The 18,818-nt window shown below is 27.4% G+C and carries 20 protein-coding genes; 15 read left to right on the top strand and 5 right to left on the bottom strand.

Annotated elements, in window-relative coordinates; genetic code table 11:
* Nucleotides 1–756: a transporter substrate-binding domain-containing protein gene (locus tag CNZW441b_RS03400; RefSeq protein ID WP_131163415.1), complete on the bottom strand. Its 756-nt coding sequence runs from the start codon at nucleotides 754–756 to the stop codon at nucleotides 1–3.
* A gap of 131 nt (nucleotides 757–887) precedes the next feature.
* On the opposite strand from CNZW441b_RS03400, the gene CNZW441b_RS03405 reads away from it, so the two are divergent.
* Entirely contained in the window at nucleotides 888–1,262 is a 375-nt protein-coding gene (locus CNZW441b_RS03405) for a YbgC/FadM family acyl-CoA thioesterase (protein ID WP_131163414.1), read from the top strand.
* Here CNZW441b_RS03405 and CNZW441b_RS03410 read toward each other — a convergent pair.
* From CNZW441b_RS03410 to CNZW441b_RS03420, 3 genes are read right to left on the bottom strand one after another with little or no spacing between them, the layout of a single operon-like run.
* Nucleotides 1,254–2,444 carry a hypothetical protein gene (locus CNZW441b_RS03410; protein ID WP_208332037.1) on the bottom strand — a complete coding sequence of 397 codons (1,191 nt, stop codon included), beginning with the start codon at nucleotides 2,442–2,444 and terminating at the stop codon, nucleotides 1,254–1,256. The two genes, CNZW441b_RS03405 and CNZW441b_RS03410, sit on opposite strands and share 9 nt — an antisense overlap.
* Entirely contained in the window at nucleotides 2,441–3,049 is a 609-nt protein-coding gene (locus tag CNZW441b_RS03415) for a uracil-DNA glycosylase family protein (RefSeq protein WP_208332035.1), read from the bottom strand. The genes CNZW441b_RS03410 and CNZW441b_RS03415 overlap by 4 nt, the downstream gene beginning before the upstream one ends.
* Complete coding sequence (locus CNZW441b_RS03420; protein WP_131166146.1) at nucleotides 3,046–3,525, bottom strand: GNAT family N-acetyltransferase; 480 nt, start codon at nucleotides 3,523–3,525, stop codon at nucleotides 3,046–3,048. Before CNZW441b_RS03420 ends, CNZW441b_RS03415 begins: the two co-directional genes overlap by 4 nt.
* 146 nt (nucleotides 3,526–3,671) lie before the next feature.
* Between CNZW441b_RS03420 and rpmH the strand changes: the two genes are divergently transcribed.
* The 14 genes from rpmH to CNZW441b_RS03490 all read left to right on the top strand — a co-directional run bounded on the left by rpmH (nucleotide 3,672) and on the right by CNZW441b_RS03490 (nucleotide 17,602).
* Entirely contained in the window at nucleotides 3,672–3,806 is a 135-nt protein-coding gene (rpmH, locus tag CNZW441b_RS03425; protein WP_131163412.1) for a 50S ribosomal protein L34, read from the top strand.
* Complete coding sequence (rnpA, locus tag CNZW441b_RS03430; protein ID WP_131163439.1) at nucleotides 3,803–4,138, top strand: ribonuclease P protein component; 336 nt, start codon at nucleotides 3,803–3,805, stop codon at nucleotides 4,136–4,138. Before rpmH ends, rnpA begins: the two co-directional genes overlap by 4 nt.
* Nucleotides 4,117–4,449 carry a membrane protein insertion efficiency factor YidD gene (yidD, locus tag CNZW441b_RS03435; RefSeq protein ID WP_131163440.1) on the top strand — a complete coding sequence of 111 codons (333 nt, stop codon included), beginning with the start codon at nucleotides 4,117–4,119 and terminating at the stop codon, nucleotides 4,447–4,449. Before rnpA ends, yidD begins: the two co-directional genes overlap by 22 nt.
* An 11-nt stretch (nucleotides 4,450–4,460) precedes the next feature.
* Nucleotides 4,461–6,047 carry a membrane protein insertase YidC gene (yidC, locus tag CNZW441b_RS03440; protein ID WP_131163411.1) on the top strand — a complete coding sequence of 529 codons (1,587 nt, stop codon included), beginning with the start codon at nucleotides 4,461–4,463 and terminating at the stop codon, nucleotides 6,045–6,047.
* Nucleotides 6,044–6,868, top strand: a complete 825-nt coding sequence (locus tag CNZW441b_RS03445; protein WP_131163410.1) for a Jag N-terminal domain-containing protein — start codon at nucleotides 6,044–6,046, stop codon at nucleotides 6,866–6,868. The genes yidC and CNZW441b_RS03445 overlap by 4 nt, the downstream gene beginning before the upstream one ends.
* Nucleotides 6,861–8,189 carry a tRNA uridine-5-carboxymethylaminomethyl(34) synthesis GTPase MnmE gene (gene mnmE / locus CNZW441b_RS03450; protein ID WP_131163409.1) on the top strand — a complete coding sequence of 443 codons (1,329 nt, stop codon included), beginning with the start codon at nucleotides 6,861–6,863 and terminating at the stop codon, nucleotides 8,187–8,189. The genes CNZW441b_RS03445 and mnmE overlap by 8 nt, the downstream gene beginning before the upstream one ends.
* A 16-nt stretch (nucleotides 8,190–8,205) precedes the next feature.
* Nucleotides 8,206–10,386: a phosphoribosylformylglycinamidine synthase subunit PurL gene (purL, locus tag CNZW441b_RS03455; protein WP_131163408.1), complete on the top strand. Its 2,181-nt coding sequence runs from the start codon at nucleotides 8,206–8,208 to the stop codon at nucleotides 10,384–10,386.
* Nucleotides 10,383–11,153 (top strand): molecular chaperone DjiA, encoded by a 771-nt coding sequence (locus CNZW441b_RS03460; protein ID WP_131163407.1) that lies wholly within the window; start codon nucleotides 10,383–10,385, stop codon nucleotides 11,151–11,153. The genes purL and CNZW441b_RS03460 overlap by 4 nt, the downstream gene beginning before the upstream one ends.
* 13 nt (nucleotides 11,154–11,166) lie before the next feature.
* Entirely contained in the window at nucleotides 11,167–12,702 is a 1,536-nt protein-coding gene (gene purH / locus CNZW441b_RS03465) for a bifunctional phosphoribosylaminoimidazolecarboxamide formyltransferase/IMP cyclohydrolase (RefSeq protein WP_216681571.1), read from the top strand.
* A 71-nt stretch (nucleotides 12,703–12,773) separates the two neighbouring features.
* Entirely contained in the window at nucleotides 12,774–14,366 is a 1,593-nt protein-coding gene (locus CNZW441b_RS03470) for a methyl-accepting chemotaxis protein (protein ID WP_131186370.1), read from the top strand.
* Between the two features lie 11 nt (nucleotides 14,367–14,377).
* A complete protein-coding gene (locus CNZW441b_RS03475; RefSeq protein ID WP_131163404.1) occupies nucleotides 14,378–14,821 on the top strand; it encodes an META domain-containing protein in 444 nt (147 codons plus the stop codon).
* A 54-nt stretch (nucleotides 14,822–14,875) separates the two neighbouring features.
* Nucleotides 14,876–15,853, top strand: coding sequence for an agmatine deiminase family protein (locus tag CNZW441b_RS03480; protein WP_131163403.1), 978 nt, complete (start codon nucleotides 14,876–14,878; stop codon nucleotides 15,851–15,853).
* Entirely contained in the window at nucleotides 15,850–16,770 is a 921-nt protein-coding gene (locus CNZW441b_RS03485) for a cation diffusion facilitator family transporter (protein WP_216681572.1), read from the top strand. The genes CNZW441b_RS03480 and CNZW441b_RS03485 overlap by 4 nt, the downstream gene beginning before the upstream one ends.
* Nucleotides 16,730–17,602, top strand: coding sequence for an N-carbamoylputrescine amidohydrolase (locus tag CNZW441b_RS03490; RefSeq protein WP_131163401.1), 873 nt, complete (start codon nucleotides 16,730–16,732; stop codon nucleotides 17,600–17,602). The genes CNZW441b_RS03485 and CNZW441b_RS03490 overlap by 41 nt, the downstream gene beginning before the upstream one ends.
* Nucleotides 17,603–17,618: 16 nt before the next feature.
* Here CNZW441b_RS03490 and CNZW441b_RS03495 read toward each other — a convergent pair whose 3' ends face one another.
* Complete coding sequence (locus tag CNZW441b_RS03495; protein WP_131163400.1) at nucleotides 17,619–18,806, bottom strand: acetate kinase; 1,188 nt, start codon at nucleotides 18,804–18,806, stop codon at nucleotides 17,619–17,621.
* Nucleotides 18,807–18,818 lie beyond the last annotated feature (12 nt).

Raw genomic sequence — 18,818 nt, forward strand, 5'->3', positions numbered from 1 at the left:
TTATTTTAATTGGTATTTTATTAGTAGATTTTCGTATGTGTCATTTTGTTTAAGTTTTTCTAATGTTGTATTAATTTTTTCTATCAGTTCTTTTTGTTTATCTTTGTCAAAAGCAAAGCTAAATCCACTGCTTCCATCATCTTCTTCAAAAAAAGAATTAAGTTCAGGATTTTGTTCTAAATATCCTTTAGCAACATCTTTATCTAAAATAATAGCATCAATTTTTTTGTTTTTAAGAGCTAAAATAGCCACATTTAAATCGGCATTTGCTTCAACTGTTGCATTTTTAATATTTTTGGCAGCATTTTCTTGCAGAGTTCCAAGTTGAACACCTATTTTTTTGTTTACCAAATCATCTTTTGTTTTTAAGCTAATATCATCTTTTCTCTTGATATAAAGATTTTTAGTCATATAATAAGTATTGCTAAAATCAACACTTTTCTTTCTCTCTTCTGTGACACTCATAGCAGAAGCTATCATATCGATTTTACCAGTTTTTAAAGCAGGGATCAGACCGTCAAAATTCATCTCCACCCAATTTATGCTAATATTTAGATCTTTTGCAATAGCATCTAATAAATCTACATCAAAACCTGTAAGTTTAGAATTTTCTTTATAATCAAATGGTTTATAAGTTGGTTCTATACCAACATTTAAGATTTGGTTTGAGGCTGTATTTTTAGGTTTTGAAGAATCGCAAGCGCTAAAAAATAAAGCAATACTAAAAAAAAACAAAGCTAAAATTTGCTTTTTCATATTTCTCCTTTAAAAATTTTAAAATAATTTTAATTATATAAAATTTTTTTGATATTTCATAGATAATAATTATTTTTTTATACAAATATAAATAATATTTATATGATAAAAATTTAGCTTAAAGGAGAAGTATGCAAATTCGTGTTTATTATGAAGATACAGATTCTGGAGGAGTTGTTTATCATAGCAATTATTTAAAATTTTGTGAAAGAGCAAGAAGTGAATTATTTTTTAAAAAAAATATAGATATTTTTAGCGAAAAAACAGGACATTTTTTGGTTACTAAAATAAATTGTCGTTTTCTTAAATCGGCAAAACTTGGTGATATATTAAAGATTGAGACAAAGCTTTTGGATATCAAAAATGTTTCGGTGTTTATAAAACAAGAAATTTTTAGAGATAATGAAAAAATTTTTGATGCTGATTTTACTTTGGCTTTTTTAAAAGACTCTAAAATTTCCAAGATAGATAAAAAGTTAAAAGAAATTTTTGAAGAATTAATGTAATTCTTCAAAGTTTGATTTTAAACCTTTTACAAGCTTTATTTTATAGATAAATTGGGAATTCTCTAATTTTTCTTCAAAAATTCTTTCGCTTTTTGGATTTAAAAATTTTGTATAAAAATAATCTATTCCAACACTTGTTGCATAGGCAATCCAATTGTAATCAATATTTTGATTAAAAATTTCATTAAGATAAGAGAGATTATCATCGTTGTTATTAATAGAATTGGCTATGATAAAATTTTTTCTATCATTAGGTTGAGTTAAGTTAAGAAACACTGGATTATAATTTATTTGAGTAGATAAAAGAACAAAAGGATGAATATCATAAAATCTTAATTGAGAGCTACTTAAAGCTGTTTTAATGAGAGGGGTATTAAAAAATATTGAAGCATCATTTAAACCGCCTTGAGATTTAAAAAGTTTTGCAAAATCAAGCTTATCTCCTTCGATTTTATAAATTCTAGCTTGCTCATTCTGTTTTAGAATTTGAGTGTTTAAATTATTTGATAAAGTGGAATTATCACTAAAAATTGCTATGTTAGAATTAGAATATTCTAATAATTTTTTAATTTGTTCATTATAATCAATACTTCCAAAATAAATATTTTCATTGTTTATATTTGTATTATTTTTATGAATTGTTGGTATAAATATCTTTAAATTTCCTTTATAGTCATTTAATGCATTAGCACCTTTTAAAGTAAATCCTGCTATAAGATATTTATAATTTTGATTTTCAATTTGTGATAAGGTTTGTTTGATTTTTGCTTCATCTTCTGTGCCAATTAAAAAAACCTTAACTTTAATTTCGGCACGTTGTTTTAAAAGATAGGCGATACTTGCATTAATTATAGTATTAGAATAGCTTTTAATTGTTTTTTCTGGAACAATGATAGCAATTTTTACAGAAGTGATTTTTTGTAAATTAGTTTCAAAATCGGTAATTGAATTAAGAAGCTTAGAATAAATATTTAATAAAAATTTATCTTTATTGTCTGCAAATTCGCTTAAAAAACTAAGATACATTCTTGTTTCTAAAAGCTCAAGCAAACAGCTAGAATCGCAAAAATTTGTATCAAGTTTAGGATAAAAATTTTGCACCAAATTCCCTTCTATTAGTTTTTGTTCTTTTGAATATAAAAAACAAAATATAAAAGAGATAATTAAAAGTATTTTTTTCATAAAAATCCTTTAAGCTTTATTAAATCTTCAATAAATTTTTTTTCATAACTTGGATTTTTTTCTATAAACTCAAGTTCAAAACTTGGTAAGATAAAAAAATTTTGATAAGAAAAGATCTCACCACGTAAAATATTAAAATCTTTTAAACCTAAACTTTTAAAAGCATATTCTCCAAGACATAGTAAAATTTTAGGTTGTATGAGATTTAATTCATCGTAAAAAAAAGGTAAGCAAGATTGTAGCGAAAAATCATCATTTTTTCCATAACTAAAGCATTTAAAAAGATAGGAAAAATAAAAGTCCTTCTCTTCTAAATTTAAATATAACTTGAGATATTTTTTGAGCAAGGATCCTTTAAATGAATTTAATAAAATCCCGCTTTCATTTTCGCTTTTGTCCGCATGAGAAGCTAAAATCATCAAATTATTATTTTTTTGTTCTTTTTCCATTAGAGAATGTTTTCTGTTTTTAGAAAAATGACATAAAGTGCATTGTTTTATATTGTTGTTTAAATTTTTAAAATTAATATTATATTCCCTTTTATGGGGAAGTTCTTCTAAGAAATGATAACCTATGGCTTTAAGATAATATAAATCTCTAATCATTCTTTGATAATTTTATCCAGTTGATTTTTATTTAAACGATATATTCTCCATTGATCTAAATGAATTGAAGATAGGCTTTCGTAAAATTTAATCCCCTTTTTATTGTTGTTTAGACAAAACCATTCTATTCTTTGCAAATTTTCTTTTTGGCAAATTTCAGCCAAAAAATTAAAAACTTGTTTCCCATATCCTTTGTTTCTGTATTTTTCTTTTAAGTATATATCTTCAAGATGAATTCCATTGCTTCCTAAAAATGAAGAAAAAGTATAAAAGTAGATCATATAACCTATATTTTTATCATTTTCTTTTAACAAAAAAGCTTTAGCTATTTTTGTTTCAAAAATAGAATGATATAATTTTTTTTTATCACATTTTATTTCATTTTGCATATTCTCATGCAGGGCAAATTCTTTAATTAAATCAATCAAAGTATCTAAATTTTCTTCTTTTAAACTTTGTATTGCAAACTTTTGCATTTTTATGTCCTATTTATTTTGGAAAATTTCATACAAAATTTATCAAAATAAATTAAAACTAGCTTTAATTAAAAGCAATTTCTAAGTAAGATTAAAATACAATGCTAAATTTATATTATATTATTAAAATTTAAGGAAAATAGACTATGAAAAGAACTTATCAACCACACAATACTCCAAGAAAAAGAACTCACGGTTTTCGTATGCGTATGAAAACTAAAAATGGTCGTAAAGTTATCAATGCAAGACGTGCTAAAGGGAGAAAAAGATTAGCAGTATAAAAGAATTTTTAAGACTTAATCAGTCTGAAGAATTCTCGCTTATTTATAAAAAAGGTAAAAAATGGCACTGTAAAGGTATTATTATTTTTTATCTTAAAAACCCAGAAAAAAAGGTTGCTTTCGTTGCAAGTAAAAAAGTTGGAAAAGCCGTAATAAGAAATAAATCTAAACGTATATTACGTGCTTTATTTTTTGGTGTAAAAGATAAGCTTGAAGATGGAAAATACATAATGGTTGCTAAAGCAGAAATAAAAGAATTTTCTTTTTTTGAGCTAGAAAAAAATTTAAAATGGGGTTTAAAAAAATTGCAATGTTTAAAAGAATTTGCTTAGTAACAATAAAATTCTATCAAAAAAATATAAGCCCGTTAAAACCAAAGGTTTGTAGATATTATCCAAGTTGTTCAGAATATGCATCTTGGCAATTTCAAAAAAATTATTTTTTATTTGCTTGTTATTTTTCATTTTTGAGAATTCTAAAATGTAATCCTTTTTTTAAGGGTGGCATAGATTATCCTAAGATTTATAAAATAATTAAACATTCAACTTTCTGCTTTAAACCTATTTTTTTAGCCAAAAAAAGACTTAATTTTTTATATATTCCTTGTAAAGACAAGGGTTTTTTTATTATTAAAATAATATAAAGGAATAAATAGTGAATAATTCAAATAATATTTTCGAGCAAAAGCGTATACTTTTAGCGGTAATTATATCTTTTTTATTTTTTGTTATATATGATTATTTTTTTATCCCAAAAAATAATAATATTATTGAAAAAAATATAACTCAAAATCAAACCGCAAATCAAATTCAAGAAAATCTTGCTCCAAATGTAGAAAGTAAAAATATAAATTTAGATTTAAAATCTGACAATCAAAATTCAATTATTTCTATAGTTAAAAGTAGTCATTTTGAAGCACAAATTGATTCTTTAGGAAGGATAGCTTCTTTTTATTTGAAAGATAAAAAATTTCAAGATAAAAATAACGAATTTATTAATCTTGTGTCAAAAGAATTAGCACCTTATCCATTAGAAATAAGATTTAGTGATAGCACTCTTAATCAAGAAGCTTTTAAAGTGGCTTATGTTGCCGATAAGAAAGAACTTTTTATAGATGAAAATGAGAGTAAAACTTTATATTTGACTCAAAAACTATCTGATATTGAAGTAACAAAAAAAATTACTTTTTATTCTAAAGGAAATTATGAAATAGAAGTAAAATTAAATAAAAATGCTAGTTATTTTATTTCTCCTGGATATCGTCCTAATATAGCAGTAGACAGCTATACTGTGCATGGAGCTTTAGTGCTTGATGATAAAGAGACTTTACATACCCTTGAAGATGGAGATGTAAAACAAGATGAGAATTTTAAAAATGTTTTAATGACTTCTGCTTTTGATAGATATTATGCAACATTTTTTTATAATTTTGACAAACCTTTAAATATCACCATAACTAAAGATTCAAAGAATAATCCTCTTATCTTTGCATATAGTGAAAATGAATTTCAAGCAGGAGCTTATATAGGTTCTAAAGAACATAAAATTTTAAGATCTATTAATCCAAAACTTGAGGCGGTTGTTGAGTATGGTTGGTTTACTTTTATTGCTAAACCAATGTTTGAATTCTTAGATTTTTTACATAATTATATAGGTAATTGGGGTTGGGCTATTGTTGTTATGACTTTAATTGTGCGTATTGTACTCTTTCCTTTAACTTATAAATCAATGATCTCTATGAATAAATTAAAAGACTTAGCTCCAAAAATGAAAGAAATTAGAGATCGTTATAAAGGCGATCCGCAAAAAATGAATATTCATATGATGGAACTTTATAAAAAACATGGGGCCAATCCTATGAGCGGGTGTTTACCGATACTTTTACAAATTCCTATCTTTTTTGCTATTTATCGCGTTCTTTTAAATGCTATAGAGTTAAAGGCAGCTCCTTGGGCATTTTGGATTCATGATTTATCGGTAATGGATCCTTATTTTATTTTACCTATTTTAATGGGCTTAACTATGTTTTTGCAGCAACTAATTACGCCTATGAGCATTCAAGATCCTATGCAAGCTAAAATTATGAAATTTTTGCCTTTAATTTTTACTTTTTTCTTTATAACTTTTCCAGCAGGACTTACTCTTTATTGGTTTATTAACAATATTTGCTCTTTGATTCAACAATGGATTATTAATAAAATTTTTCAAAAAGAGCATTCTAAAAAAGAGAGTGTTAAATGATAATTGAAGCAAAAGATTTGCAAAGTGCTTTAACAAAAGCATCTCAAACTTTAAACTGCTCTGTAATAAATCTTGAGTATCAAATTCTACAATACCCTAAAAATGGTTTTTTAGGTATTGGAAGAAAGAATGCTATTATAGAAGCTAATATCAAAAAAAAAATAAAAGATCATAAGCATAAAAAATCTCATAATGATAATGGTTTTGAGAAATCATTTAAAAAAATTGATGAGTTTATGAAAATAGAACACGCTCAAGAGAAAATACAACAAATAGCTCAAGAAAAGCCATCTTATGCAATAAGAAATGAAAAAATTTTTGATGCTTTTTATAAAGAAGAAATAGATTTGCAAAATACAGATAGTATTTTAGAAGAAATTAGAATTCAGCTTATAAATCTTCTTAAAACCTTTGATTTTAAAATTGAACTCACAGAACTTTACATGTATGAAAAAGATTGCATCTTGATTAAATTAGATGGAGAAGATTCTGCGTTAATGATAGGAAAAGAAGCACACCGCTATAAAGCAATTTCTTATCTTTTGTATAGTTGGATTAATGATAAGTATAAACTTAATATTCGTCTTGAAATAGCACAATTTTTAGAAAATCAAAGTAGGATTATAGAGCATTATTTATGTGGAGTTATAGAAAAGGTGCAACTTCACGGAAGAGCGCAAACTAAACCATTAGATGGAATTTTGATTAAAATTGCCTTAGATAGACTTAGAAAACAATTTCCAGATAAGTATGTGGCCATCAAACAAAACAATGATCAAAAATTTATAATTATTAGTGATTTTTTAAAAAAACATGAATGAAACAATAGTAGCTATTGCTACAGCACACGGCATAGGATCAATTAGTATAGTTAGAATGAGCGGAGAAAAAGCTTTAGAATTTGCTTTGATTTTAACAAATAAAAAAGATCTTAAAGCACGTTATGCCCATTTTTGTAAACTTTATACAAAAAATAATGAATTTATAGATGAGGCCATTGTTATTTATTTTAAAGCCCCATTTAGCTTTAGTGGAGAAGATATAGTTGAATTTCAGCTTCATGGTGGTTTTAGTGTAAGTGAGATTGTGCTTGAAGAGCTTTTAAATTTAGGAGCACGATTAGCTGAACCAGGAGAATTTAGCAAAAGAGCCTGCTTAAATAATAAAATGAGCATTGTAAAGGCTTTGAGTATACAAGATTTGATTTTTTCAAAATCTGCTTTAGCTGCAAAAATTATAGCTAGAAATTTAAATGGAAATTTGGGAGATCTTTTAGAGAAAATAAGAACAGATCTAGTAAAAACTTTAGCTTATGTTGAAACATCTATTGATTATGCAGATGAGGATTTACCTCAAGATTTGCTTTTACAAATTGAAAAGATGTGCGAAGAAAACGCAAGGATTTTGTCTGAAATCTATGAACTTTCTCAAAGTAAAAAAGGTTTAATTGAAGGTTTTAAAATCGCTATTATAGGCAAGCCAAATGTAGGTAAAAGCTCACTTTTAAATGCATTTTTAGGTTATAAAAGAGCTATTGTTTCAAATATCAAAGGAACAACAAGAGACACCATAGAAGAAAGCTTTAAATTAGGAACTCATTTGCTTCGCATCATTGATACTGCAGGTATAAGACAAGGTAAAGATGAAATAGAGTGCATTGGTATAGAATTAAGCAAAAAGAGTATACAAGAAGCAGATATTATTTTGGTACTTTTTGATGCTTCTAAAGAAATGGAAAAAGAAGATTTAGAGATTTTAAATTTAGTAAAACAAAGTGGTAAAAAAGTTTTTTATATTTTAAATAAAATTGATTTAGAACTTAAATTTCAAAATAATGAGATAAAAGATTTTATAAAATTAAGCACACAAGATAATATCGATATTTTAAAACAGGAATTAAAAAAATATTTAGATAGTTTTGACACAGATGGAATAATGATCAGTTCTTTAAGTTTAATCGAGGCTTGCAAAAAAGCAAGTCAAGCTATTAGTAGGGCTAAATTTCTTTTAAAGGAAGCAAGTTTGGAACTTTTTGCTTTTGAATTAAATGAAGCCATAAACCAACTTTCTAAATTTAGCAAGGAATTTGATAGGAGTGAAATTTTAGATGAAATGTTTAGTAATTTTTGCTTAGGAAAATGATGATTGAAGGAATGAAATGGATTTAAAAACTATAAAAGCCCATAAGATTAGTCAAGATGAGTATAAAGAAATTTTAAAAATTCTAAATAGAGAACCAAATCTTTTAGAGCTTGGTATTATTAGTGCTATGTGGAGTGAGCATTGTTCTTATAAGTCGAGTAAAAAATATTTGCAAGGTTTTCCAACTAAAGCTCCTTATGTGATACAAGGGCCTGGAGAAAATGCAGGGGTTATTGATATAGGTGATAACTTAGCGGCTGTATTTAAAATAGAAAGCCATAACCATCCAAGTTTTATTGAACCCTTTGCAGGTGCTGCTACTGGAGTTGGTGGTATAGTAAGAGATGTTTTTACAATGGGCGCAAGAGTTGTAGCTTTAATGAATTCTTTAAAATTTGGTAATATACATGATAAAGAAGCAGGCAAATATCAAAAATATCTTGTTAAGGGTGTCGTAAATGGTATTGCTCATTATGGAAATTGCATGGGAATTCCAACTATAGGAGGCGAGTGTAGTTTTGATGAATGTTTTAATGGAAATATCTTGGTTAATGCTTTTGCTTTAGGAATTTGTAAAAAAGAAGATATTTTTTATGCTAAAGCTGAAGGTAAGGGCAATCTTATCATTTATGCTGGTTCAAAGACAGGTAGAGACGGTCTTGGTGGCGCTGTAATGGCTAGCGATAGCTTTAATGAAGAAAATAAAAGTTTAAGACCTACTGTTCAAATTGGAGATCCTTTTTCTCAAAAACTTCTAATGGAAGCTTGTTTAGAACTTTTTAAGAGTGATTGTATTATAGGAATTCAAGATATGGGAGCAGCCGGACTTACTTCTAGTTCCTTTGAAATGGCTGGAAGAAGTGGTAGTGGTATGAAGCTTTATCTTGATAAGGTTCCAACAAGAGAAAAGGGTATGAATCCTTATGAATTAATGCTTAGTGAATCTCAAGAAAGAATGCTTATTTGTGCTAAGCGTGGTTATGAGAAAAAAGTTTTAGAGATTTTTAAAAAATGGAATTTAGATGCTGTTGTTATTGGAGAGGTGAATGATAGCGGTAAAATGGAACTTTTTTGGCATGATGAGCTAGTAGGAGATATTCCCATTGCTCCTTTGAGTGAGAAAGCACCTATTTTGGATCGTCCTATAAATAAACCTAAGTATTTAGATCAAATTAAAGATTATGAGTTTAAGCTTAAAGAAAATGTGCAAGATATTTTTATAAAAATGTTACAAAATGAAAATATTAATGATAAATCTTATATTTATGAACAATTTGATTCAAGTGTGCAGACTAATACTTTAAAAGCAGATGGAGCTTTAGGGGCAAGTGCTATTTGGATAAAAGAAAATAATAGTGCTCTTAGTATAGGTATAGAATGCAACTCAAGATTAAATTATATTGATCCTAAAAAAGGTGCTGTTTTAGCTGTAGCAAATGCTGGAAGAAAAGTAGCTTGTACAGGAGCTAAACCTTTGGCTATCACAGATTGTTTAAATTATGGAAATCCAGAAAATGAAGAGGTGATGTGGCAATTTGCCAAAGGTTGCGAGGGTATTAAAGAAGCATGTAGAGCCTTAAATACTCCTGTTGTAAGTGGTAATGTTTCTTTATATAATCAAAGCAAGGATTTAAATATTTATCCAAGTCCTACTATAGTAAATGTAGGTTTGTTAAAAGATGCAAATAAGCTGTTAAAAAGTGCTTTTATAAATTCTAATACAAGTATTTATTTATTGGGTAAAACCTATAAAGAATTTAGCGGATCTTTGGTTTCTAAGATACAAGATAATGTAGTTAAGGGGAATTTAAAAGATTTTGATTTTGAGGCTGAATTAAAACTTTGGAAATTTTTAGAACAAGCTTGTGATCAAGAAATATTAGAATGTGCAAATAGTGTCGGTGTAGGTGGGATAGCAATGACTTTAGCAAAAATGTGCGCTATCTCTTGTGTAGGTTTAAATTTAAAAACTTCTTTTAACGACAAAGCTTTGCTTTTTGAAGAAAGTCCAACCAGGGCAATAGTAGGTGTTAAAAATGAAGCAAATTTTTTAAAGCTTATAGATTCAATGGAAATTCCATTTTTTAAATTAGGTCAAACCACTAAAGAGGAAAAATTTATTTTAGATGATATTTCTTTAGATCTTAAAGAACTTAAAAAGATTTATTTTTCAAATTTTAGGGAAATGTTATTATGACTTTAATTCTTATAATATGTGTTATTTTGGTGTTTTATTGGTATTATAAAACTTGGAATAAACAGGATTTTTTAAATTCTACTGCCCGTGGTGCCAAAGGTTTTATGCGAGGTTTTGCTAAAGGGATTATGGAAGAAAGAATTGATGAATTTAGAAAAAAAATGAATTATTATGTTATAGCTTTATTGGCAAAAATTGCAAAAAGCGATGGTAGAGTGAGTCAGAGTGAAGCTGATATGATTTCTCAAATTTTAGATGCCAATGCCAAAGATGAAAGAGAAAGAGAATTTTTAAAAAGTTGTTTTAATGAACATAAAAATAATCTCAATGACGCTTATGAAGTGGCAAGGGATTTTTTAAAAGAGCTCCCTTTGCCAAAAAATGAGCGTTTAAATGTGCTTAGAGTTCTTGTTTTTATGGCTTTAATTGATGGAGAATTTAATGATAAAAAGCAAGAAATTTTAAATCAAATTGCTAGAGCTTTTGGAATTTCTGATAGAGAGCTTAAAGAGTTTATTCAAGGCATTAATAATCTTAAAAGTCAGAATAAAACTATAAGCATAGAAGAAGCTTATAGTATTTTAGAGCTTAATACTAATGCAACACTTAATGAAGTAAAAAAACAATATCGAGTTTTGGCTAAAAAATATCATCCTGATATTTTAAATGCTAATAATGTTTCTAAAGAAGAATTAGAAAAAGGGGTGCAAAAATTTCAAAAAATTAACGAAGCTTATGAAAAAATTAAAAAACATTTAGAACAATAAACAAGGAAACAGTATGAAAAGGGCATTATTAAGCGTAAGCAACAAAGAGGGTATAGTAGAATTTGCAAAAGAACTTAAAAATTTAGAATTTGAAATTCTTTCAACAGGTGGAACTTTTAAACTTTTAAAAGAACAAGGTATCAAGACTACAGAAGTAAGTGAGTTTACCAAAAGTCCAGAGCTTTTTGAAGGACGTATAAAAACTTTACATCCAAAAATACATGGTGGGATTTTATATAAAAGAGCTGATTTAAGGCACCAAGAAGAAGTAAAAAAATATGATATTAATAATATAGACTTAGTTTGTGTAAATTTATACCCTTTTAAAGAAACAACGCTTAAAACAGATGATTTTGATGAGATTATTGAAAATATTGATATTGGCGGTCCTACTATGATAAGGAGTGCTGCTAAAAATTATAAAGATGTTTTGATTGTTTGTGATGTTAAAGATTATAAAAATGTGATTGAAAGTATAAAAGAAAAAAGAGATAATGAAATAATGAGACGCAATTTGATGATTAAAGCTTATGAGCATACTGCAGATTATGATTCTTATATTGCTAATTATATGAATGAACGCTTTAATGGTGGTTTTGGGGAAAGTAAATTTATTGTAGGACAAAAAGTATTTGATACAAAATATGGAGAAAATCCACATCAAAAAGGCGCTCTATATGAATTTGATCATTTTTTTAGCAGCAATTTTAAAGCCTTAAAAGGAGAGGCAAGTTTTAATAATTTAACAGATATTAATGCGGCTTTAAATTTAGCAAGTAGCTTTGGAAAATCTCCTGCGGTTGCTATTGTTAAACATGCTAATCCTTGTGGTTTTGCTATAAAAGAAAATCTTCTTCAAAGTTATATCCATGCTTTAAAATGTGATAGCGTAAGTGCATATGGAGGAGTAGTGGCCATAAATGGAACCTTAGATCTTGCTTTGGCCCAAAAAATTAGTGAAATTTATATAGAAGTGATTATAGCAGCCAATGTTGATGATGAGGCTTTAAGTGTTTTTGATAATAAAAAGCGTATTAAAATTTTTACTCAAGAAAATCCTTTTTTAATTTGTAGTTTTGATAAATATGATTTTAAACATATTAATGGTGGTTTTGTTTATCAAAATAGTGATGCAGTAGATATAAATGAATTTAAAAATGCTAAATGTGTGAGTTCAAGAAAAGCTAACGAAAACGAGTTAAAAGATTTAGAAATTGCTATGAAAATTGCTGCTTTAACAAAATCAAATAATGTAGTTTATGTAAAAAATGGTGCTATGGTGGCTATTGGTATGGGAATGACAAGTAGAATTGATGCGAGTAAGGCCGCTATTGCTAAAGCTAAAGAAATGGAGCTTGATTTAAAAGGTTGTGTTTTGGCTAGCGAGGCATTTTTTCCATTTAGAGATAGTATAGATGAGGCTAGTAAAATAGGAGTAAAAGCTATAATTGAACCAGGTGGAAGTATTAGAGATGATGAGGTCATAAAAGCAGCTAATGAGTATGAAATGGCGCTTTATTTTACAGGAGTAAGACATTTTTTACATTAATATTTTATTAATTAAAAATTTATAAAATATTAAAATTAAAAGACTATATTAATATTTTGGAGAAATAATTAATGTTTAAAAGTATGGGTTTTAAAGTTTCAATTTCTATGTTTTTTGTTTTATTAATTAGTTTTATTATTGTACAAGTAGTTTTAAATTTAGATTTTAAAAATACTGCAAATAAAATGAGTCAAGCTAATTTAAAAAGTATTAGTGTTTCTGTCTTTCAGACAATGAGAATGGCAATGAATTTAGGAGATCCTGAGCAAATTCAAGATGCTATTAAAGAAGCAAAAAAAATAGAAGGAATTAGTGATATTAAAATTTATCCATCTAAAGACACTATAGATCTTTTTAATATTAAGAATCCTCTTACTTCAAATGAAAAAGTTATTTTAGATCAATTTAAAAACCCTCAAGTAAAATCTTTAAAAGAGGAGATTAATAATATTAATCATTTAAGATTAATCCGCCCTTTAATAGCTGATCAAACTTGTGTTACATGTCATGCTAATGTTAAAGAGGGTAGTGTTATAGGTGTTATGGATGTGTACCATTCTTTAGAAGGTATTGAAAAGGATATTGCTAAAACTAGTCGTTCTTATATTGTTATATTTGGTTTAGCTTTAGTTTTGACGCTTATTATTGCACTTGTAACTTTTAAAGTGGTTGTTGGAAATCCTATATTAGAACTTTTAAAACATGCTAAAGAACTTGCGCAAGGGAGTGGAAATTTAAAAACTAGGATTAAAGTTAAAGGGCAAGATGAAATAGCAAAGGCTTGTGATTATATTAATCAATTTATAGAAAAAACACATAAAACAGTAAGTGGTGTAAATTTAAGTTCTAAAAGTGTAGAACAACAAAGTGAACTTTTAAATTCAAACGCCATTTCTCTCAATGACAATTCTATTTTAAGTCATCAAAAAATTGATTCTAGTTTTCAATTGGGAGCGAGTATTGGATCTGATTTAACCGAGTTGGCTAACTTATCAGGTGATGCAAATGCTGCAAATGATAAATCTTATAAACTTTTAGAACAGATGCTACAATCTTTATTTGAAGTAGCACGTAAAGTTACCGATGTAGCAGAAAATGAAAATAATTTAGCCAAAAAAGTTGAAAATATGGTTTTACAGGCAAAAAATATTCAAAAAACTACACAAATGATGGATGAAATTGCAGACAAAACCAATCTTTTATCTTTAAATGCTGGAATTGAGTCTGCAAGAGCAGGAGTTTTTGGTAGAGGATTTTCTGTTATTGCTGAAGATATTAGAACACTTGCTAGTAGTAGCGAAGAGTTTTTATCTAATGTTGCAACTATTACAAAAGAACTTTTAGATAGTATAGAGGAAATAGCTAGCGAATTAAGAAATAATTCTCAAAGTATACATTCTTTACACGAAAATACAAATTTACTTGTAAATGATGCCAATGAAGTAAAAATTTGTAATCAAGATTCTAAAAATCTTGCAATCTTATGTGCAAATAAAATAAAAACTTGTCAAGAAAACATACAAGATTTATTAATGAGAATGCAAGAAAATGTTGAAGCAAGTGAAAAAAATGAAGAAATTTCTAAAATTTTACTTCAAGTTGTAGACGAATTAAAACTAGTATGTCATAATCTCGAAAATGAATTAAAACAATTTCAAATTTAAAAGGATAATTAATGAAAAAAACTTTCCAATTGGCTTTAGCTGCGGTTTTATTTGCTGGATGCGCATCAAGCAAGATATCAACAAAGGAAAATAATATGTCTGTTGAAAATTTGCCTCAAAATACAATTTTAAAAATTGAAAAAATAGTTGTAAATGGTAAAACCTTTAGTCCTAAAAATACAGAAGAAGATCCAAATATAAGCTTTGATAATAATAAATTTTATGGTTATTCAGGTTGTAATCGTTTTTTTGGAGCTTATCAAAGTGATGGAAAAGTTCTTACAGTTGAAGGAGATCGTGTAGCTTCTACTCAAATGTATTGTCATCCTCAAGATGTAATGGATTTTGAAAATACCTTTTTGTCTAATTTTAAGGGAAAATTCAAAATTTCTAATGAAAATGGAAAATTTATTTTAATTAACGATAATGGAGCAATGAAAATCTTTTTTAAATAAATATTTTATTCATTAATGATAAAATAAACCTTTGATTATTAAAAAAGGTTAAAAATGATAAAAACAATTGCTGAATGGAGTGAGCAAGAGTATCTAATTCTTGCACTTCCTCATAAAAATACAGACTGGAAACCTTATTTAGACGATATCCTTAAAGCTTATGAAGAATTTATAAAAGCAGTTATTCCTTTTCAAAAGGTATTATTAATTGCTCCTTCTAAGGAAGATTTTACCCCATTTTTATCTCTTGATAATGTTGAATTTTTTATTTGTGATACTAATGATACATGGATAAGAGATTATGGGCCTATTGGAGTTGTTGAAAATAATCAATTAAAGGCTTTTGATTTTACTTTTAATGCATGGGGCAATAAATTTCAAAGTTATTTAGACAATCAAGTAAATACTAAACTTTTTTTAGAAAAATTTAAAGAAAAATTAGAAAAAATTGATTTGATTTTAGAAGGTGGTAGTATAGATTTTAATGGTAAAGGTGTAATGCTTACTACTTCAAATTGTCTTTTAAATTCAAATAGAAATTCTCATCTTGATAAACAAAAATTGGATGAAAAATTAAAAAATATTTTTGGCCTTGAAAAAATTATATGGCTTGAAAATGGATTTATACAAGGTGATGATACGGATCACCATATTGATACTTTAGCACGTTTTATTGATGAGAAAACTATAGCTTTTTGCACTTGTGAAGATGAAAAAGATATCCATTACCAACCATTAAAAAAAATGAAAGAAGAACTTTTAAGAACGGAATTTAACCTTTTGGAACTTCCTTTGCCTAAGCCTTTGTTTTATGATGGAAGAAGACTTGGTGCTACTTATGCAAATTTTGTTTTTATTAATAATGCCTTGATTGTGCCTTTTTATAAAGATAAAAATGATGAAATTGTTGCCAAAAGATTAAGCAAGGCATTGCCTAATAGAGAGATTATAGGAGTTGATGCAAGGGTATTTTTAAGACAAAATGGCTCTTTGCATTGTTCTTGTCAAAATTATTTTAAGAATTTAAAATGAGCTTACAAAAAAAAGCAACTATTATTGCAAGTTTTTGTGCTTTTTTTCTTGCCATGTGTAAATTGATTATTGGTTTAATGAGTGGTTCTATAGCCATTCTTTCTAGTGCTATTGACTCTATGGTAGATTTTATTATCTCAGCTTTTAATTTTCTGGCTATACGTAAAGTGGCTCAAAAACCAAATGAAAATTATAATTTTGGTTACGGAAAACTCGAAGCTATTATGGGTTTTATTGAAGGCTGTTTTGTAGCTGGAATTGGTATTTTTATTTTTTATCAAAGCGTTTTAAAAATTTATTATCAAGAAGAGATACAAAATATTAATATCGGTATTTTTGTTATGCTCTTTTCTTTGGTTTTAACTTTTTGTTTAGTTGTTTTTTTAAGTTATGTAGCTAAAAAAACGAAAAGTTTGATTGTAGAGAGTGATTGTTTGCATTATAAAAGTGATTTATTAACTAATTTTGCAACACTTTTGGCGCTTATTTTAATTTATTTAACGGGTTATTTTATTATAGATGCTTTGTTTGGTATAATTGCAAGTTTTTATATAGCTTTTAGTGCCTTTAAAATCATAAAAAAGAGCACAAGTTTATTAATGGATGTAGCACTTGAAGAAAATAAAGTTGAAAAGATCCGAGAATTAATTAAAAAGAATAAAGAAATTATAAGTTTTCATCATTTAAAAACCCGTAAAAGTCCAAATATGAATTATCTTAGTGTTCATCTAGTTTTTTGTCCTATAATTTCTTTATATAATGCACATAAAATTTCAGATGAACTTGAAATGAGTATTAGAAAAACTTTTAATGATGAAAAATGGGATATTCAAATTCATCTTGATCCTTATGATGATCAAGAACAGGAGGAAACAAATGAAAATAGCTTTAATACAACAAAAATTTCATCAAAATAAACAAGCTACCATAGAAAAAACTTGTGATCTTATAAAAAAAAGCGCTAAAGAAGGAGCTCAGCTTGTTTGTCTTTGTGAGCTTCATCAAGGTGAATATTTTTGCCAAAGTGAAAATGTTGATTTTTTTGATTTAGCCAATGATTATGAAAAAGATCTTGAATTTTGGTCCAAGGTAGCTAAAGAAAATAATATAGTTTTAATAACTTCTTTATTTGAAAAACGCAGTGCTGGACTTTATCATAATACAGCTGTGGTTTTTGAAAAAAATGGAAGTATAGCTGGAAAGTATAGAAAAATGCATATTCCAGATGATCCTTGTTTTTATGAAAAGTTTTATTTTACTCCAGGAGATCTAGGATTTGAACCTATAAATACAAGTATTGGAAAATTAGGAGTATTGATTTGTTGGGACCAATGGTATCCAGAGGCAGCAAGATTAATGGCTTTAAAAGGAGCTCAAATTCTTATATATCCAACGGCAATAGGTTGGTTTAACAAAGATGATGCAGAAGAAAAACAAAGACAACTTGATGCTTGGATAGGTATTCAAAAAGGACATGCTATTGCAAATGGTTTGTATGTAGTAGCAATTAATCGCGTAGGTTTTGAAAAAGATAAAAGTGGAGTAGAAGAGGGTATAAATTTTTGGGGAAATTCTTTTGTGATAGGGCCTCAAGGAGAAGAGCTCTTTAGAGCTGATGAAACAAGCGAATTATATAAAGTTGTAGACATTGATCAAAAAAGAAGTGAAAATGTGCGTCGATGGTGGCCTTTTTTAAGAGATAGACGTATAGAATATTTTAGTGAGCTTAGTAAAAGATTTATTGACTAAGTAAAACCTAAAGGTTTTACTTAGTTATAAGTTTTTGGGTAATTTTTGTTATTTCTAGTTCTTCATCTGTAGGGATAACAAGAATTTTAATTTTAGAAGAATTTTTGCTAATGTCTCTTTCTTTTTTTGATCTTTCATCATTTAGTTTTTCATCAAGTTCAAATCCTAAATGCGAAAGCTTTTCACATACAAGTTTTCTTACTAAATTTCCATTTTCTCCAATACCACCTGTGAAAATTAAAGCATCTGTTCTTGGTAATATTGCCAAATAAGAGCCTATGTATTTAATAAGACGGTAGCAAAACATATTAAGAGCAAGTTCGGCTCTTTTGTCGCCTTTTTCGATTTGGTTTTCTATATCTCTAAAGTCGTTAAAACCACAAATTCCATAAACTCCGCTTTTTTTGTTAACTAAAGTATCGATTTCTTGCATACTAAGATTTTGTGTTTGTGCTATAAAAGGTAAAATAGCTGCATCAATATCCCCACATCTTGTTCCCATGATAAGACCTTCTAAAGGGGTAAAACCCATTGAAGTATCTACACTTTTTCCATTTTCTATAGCACAAACACTTGCACCATTTCCAAGATGAGCACTTATAGCATTGAAGCTATTGTAATCTTTATTTAAAAACGAAGCAGCTTTTTTGCTTACATAAGCATGAGAAGTTCCATGAAAGCCATATTTTTTAATATTATATTTTTCATAATACTCATAAGGCAAAGCATACATTGAAGCAAATTCTGGCATTTGTGAGTGAAAAGCTGTATCAAAAACAGCTACATTTTTAACATTTGGAGCAGCTTTTATCATTGTTTTGATTCCTGCTAAATTTGCAGGATTATGTAAAGGTGCAAAAATGCTAACTTTATCAATTTGTTCTAAAACTTTATCATCAATCAAACAATGTTCGCTAAGTTCTTTTCCTCCATGAACGATTCTATGACCACAACCATCAAGCTCACTAAGATCGGTTAAAATTCCTGATTCTTTGAAAAGTTCATTTGTAATTTTTAAACCTTCTTCATGATTTTTAATATCAACTTTTTTTTCGAATTCTTCACCTGTTAAAGTATTTTTTAATTCAACCCTTGAGCCGTTTTCTCCTATTTTTTCTATTAATCCACTCGCTTTTACAACTTCATTATCAAAAAGTTTAAATTTGATAGAAGATGAACCTGAATTTAAAACTAGAATTTTCATTTTTTCTCCTTT

The organism is Campylobacter novaezeelandiae (genome assembly GCF_018968685.1).
GTDB lineage: Bacteria > Campylobacterota > Campylobacteria > Campylobacterales > Campylobacteraceae > Campylobacter_D > Campylobacter_D novaezeelandiae.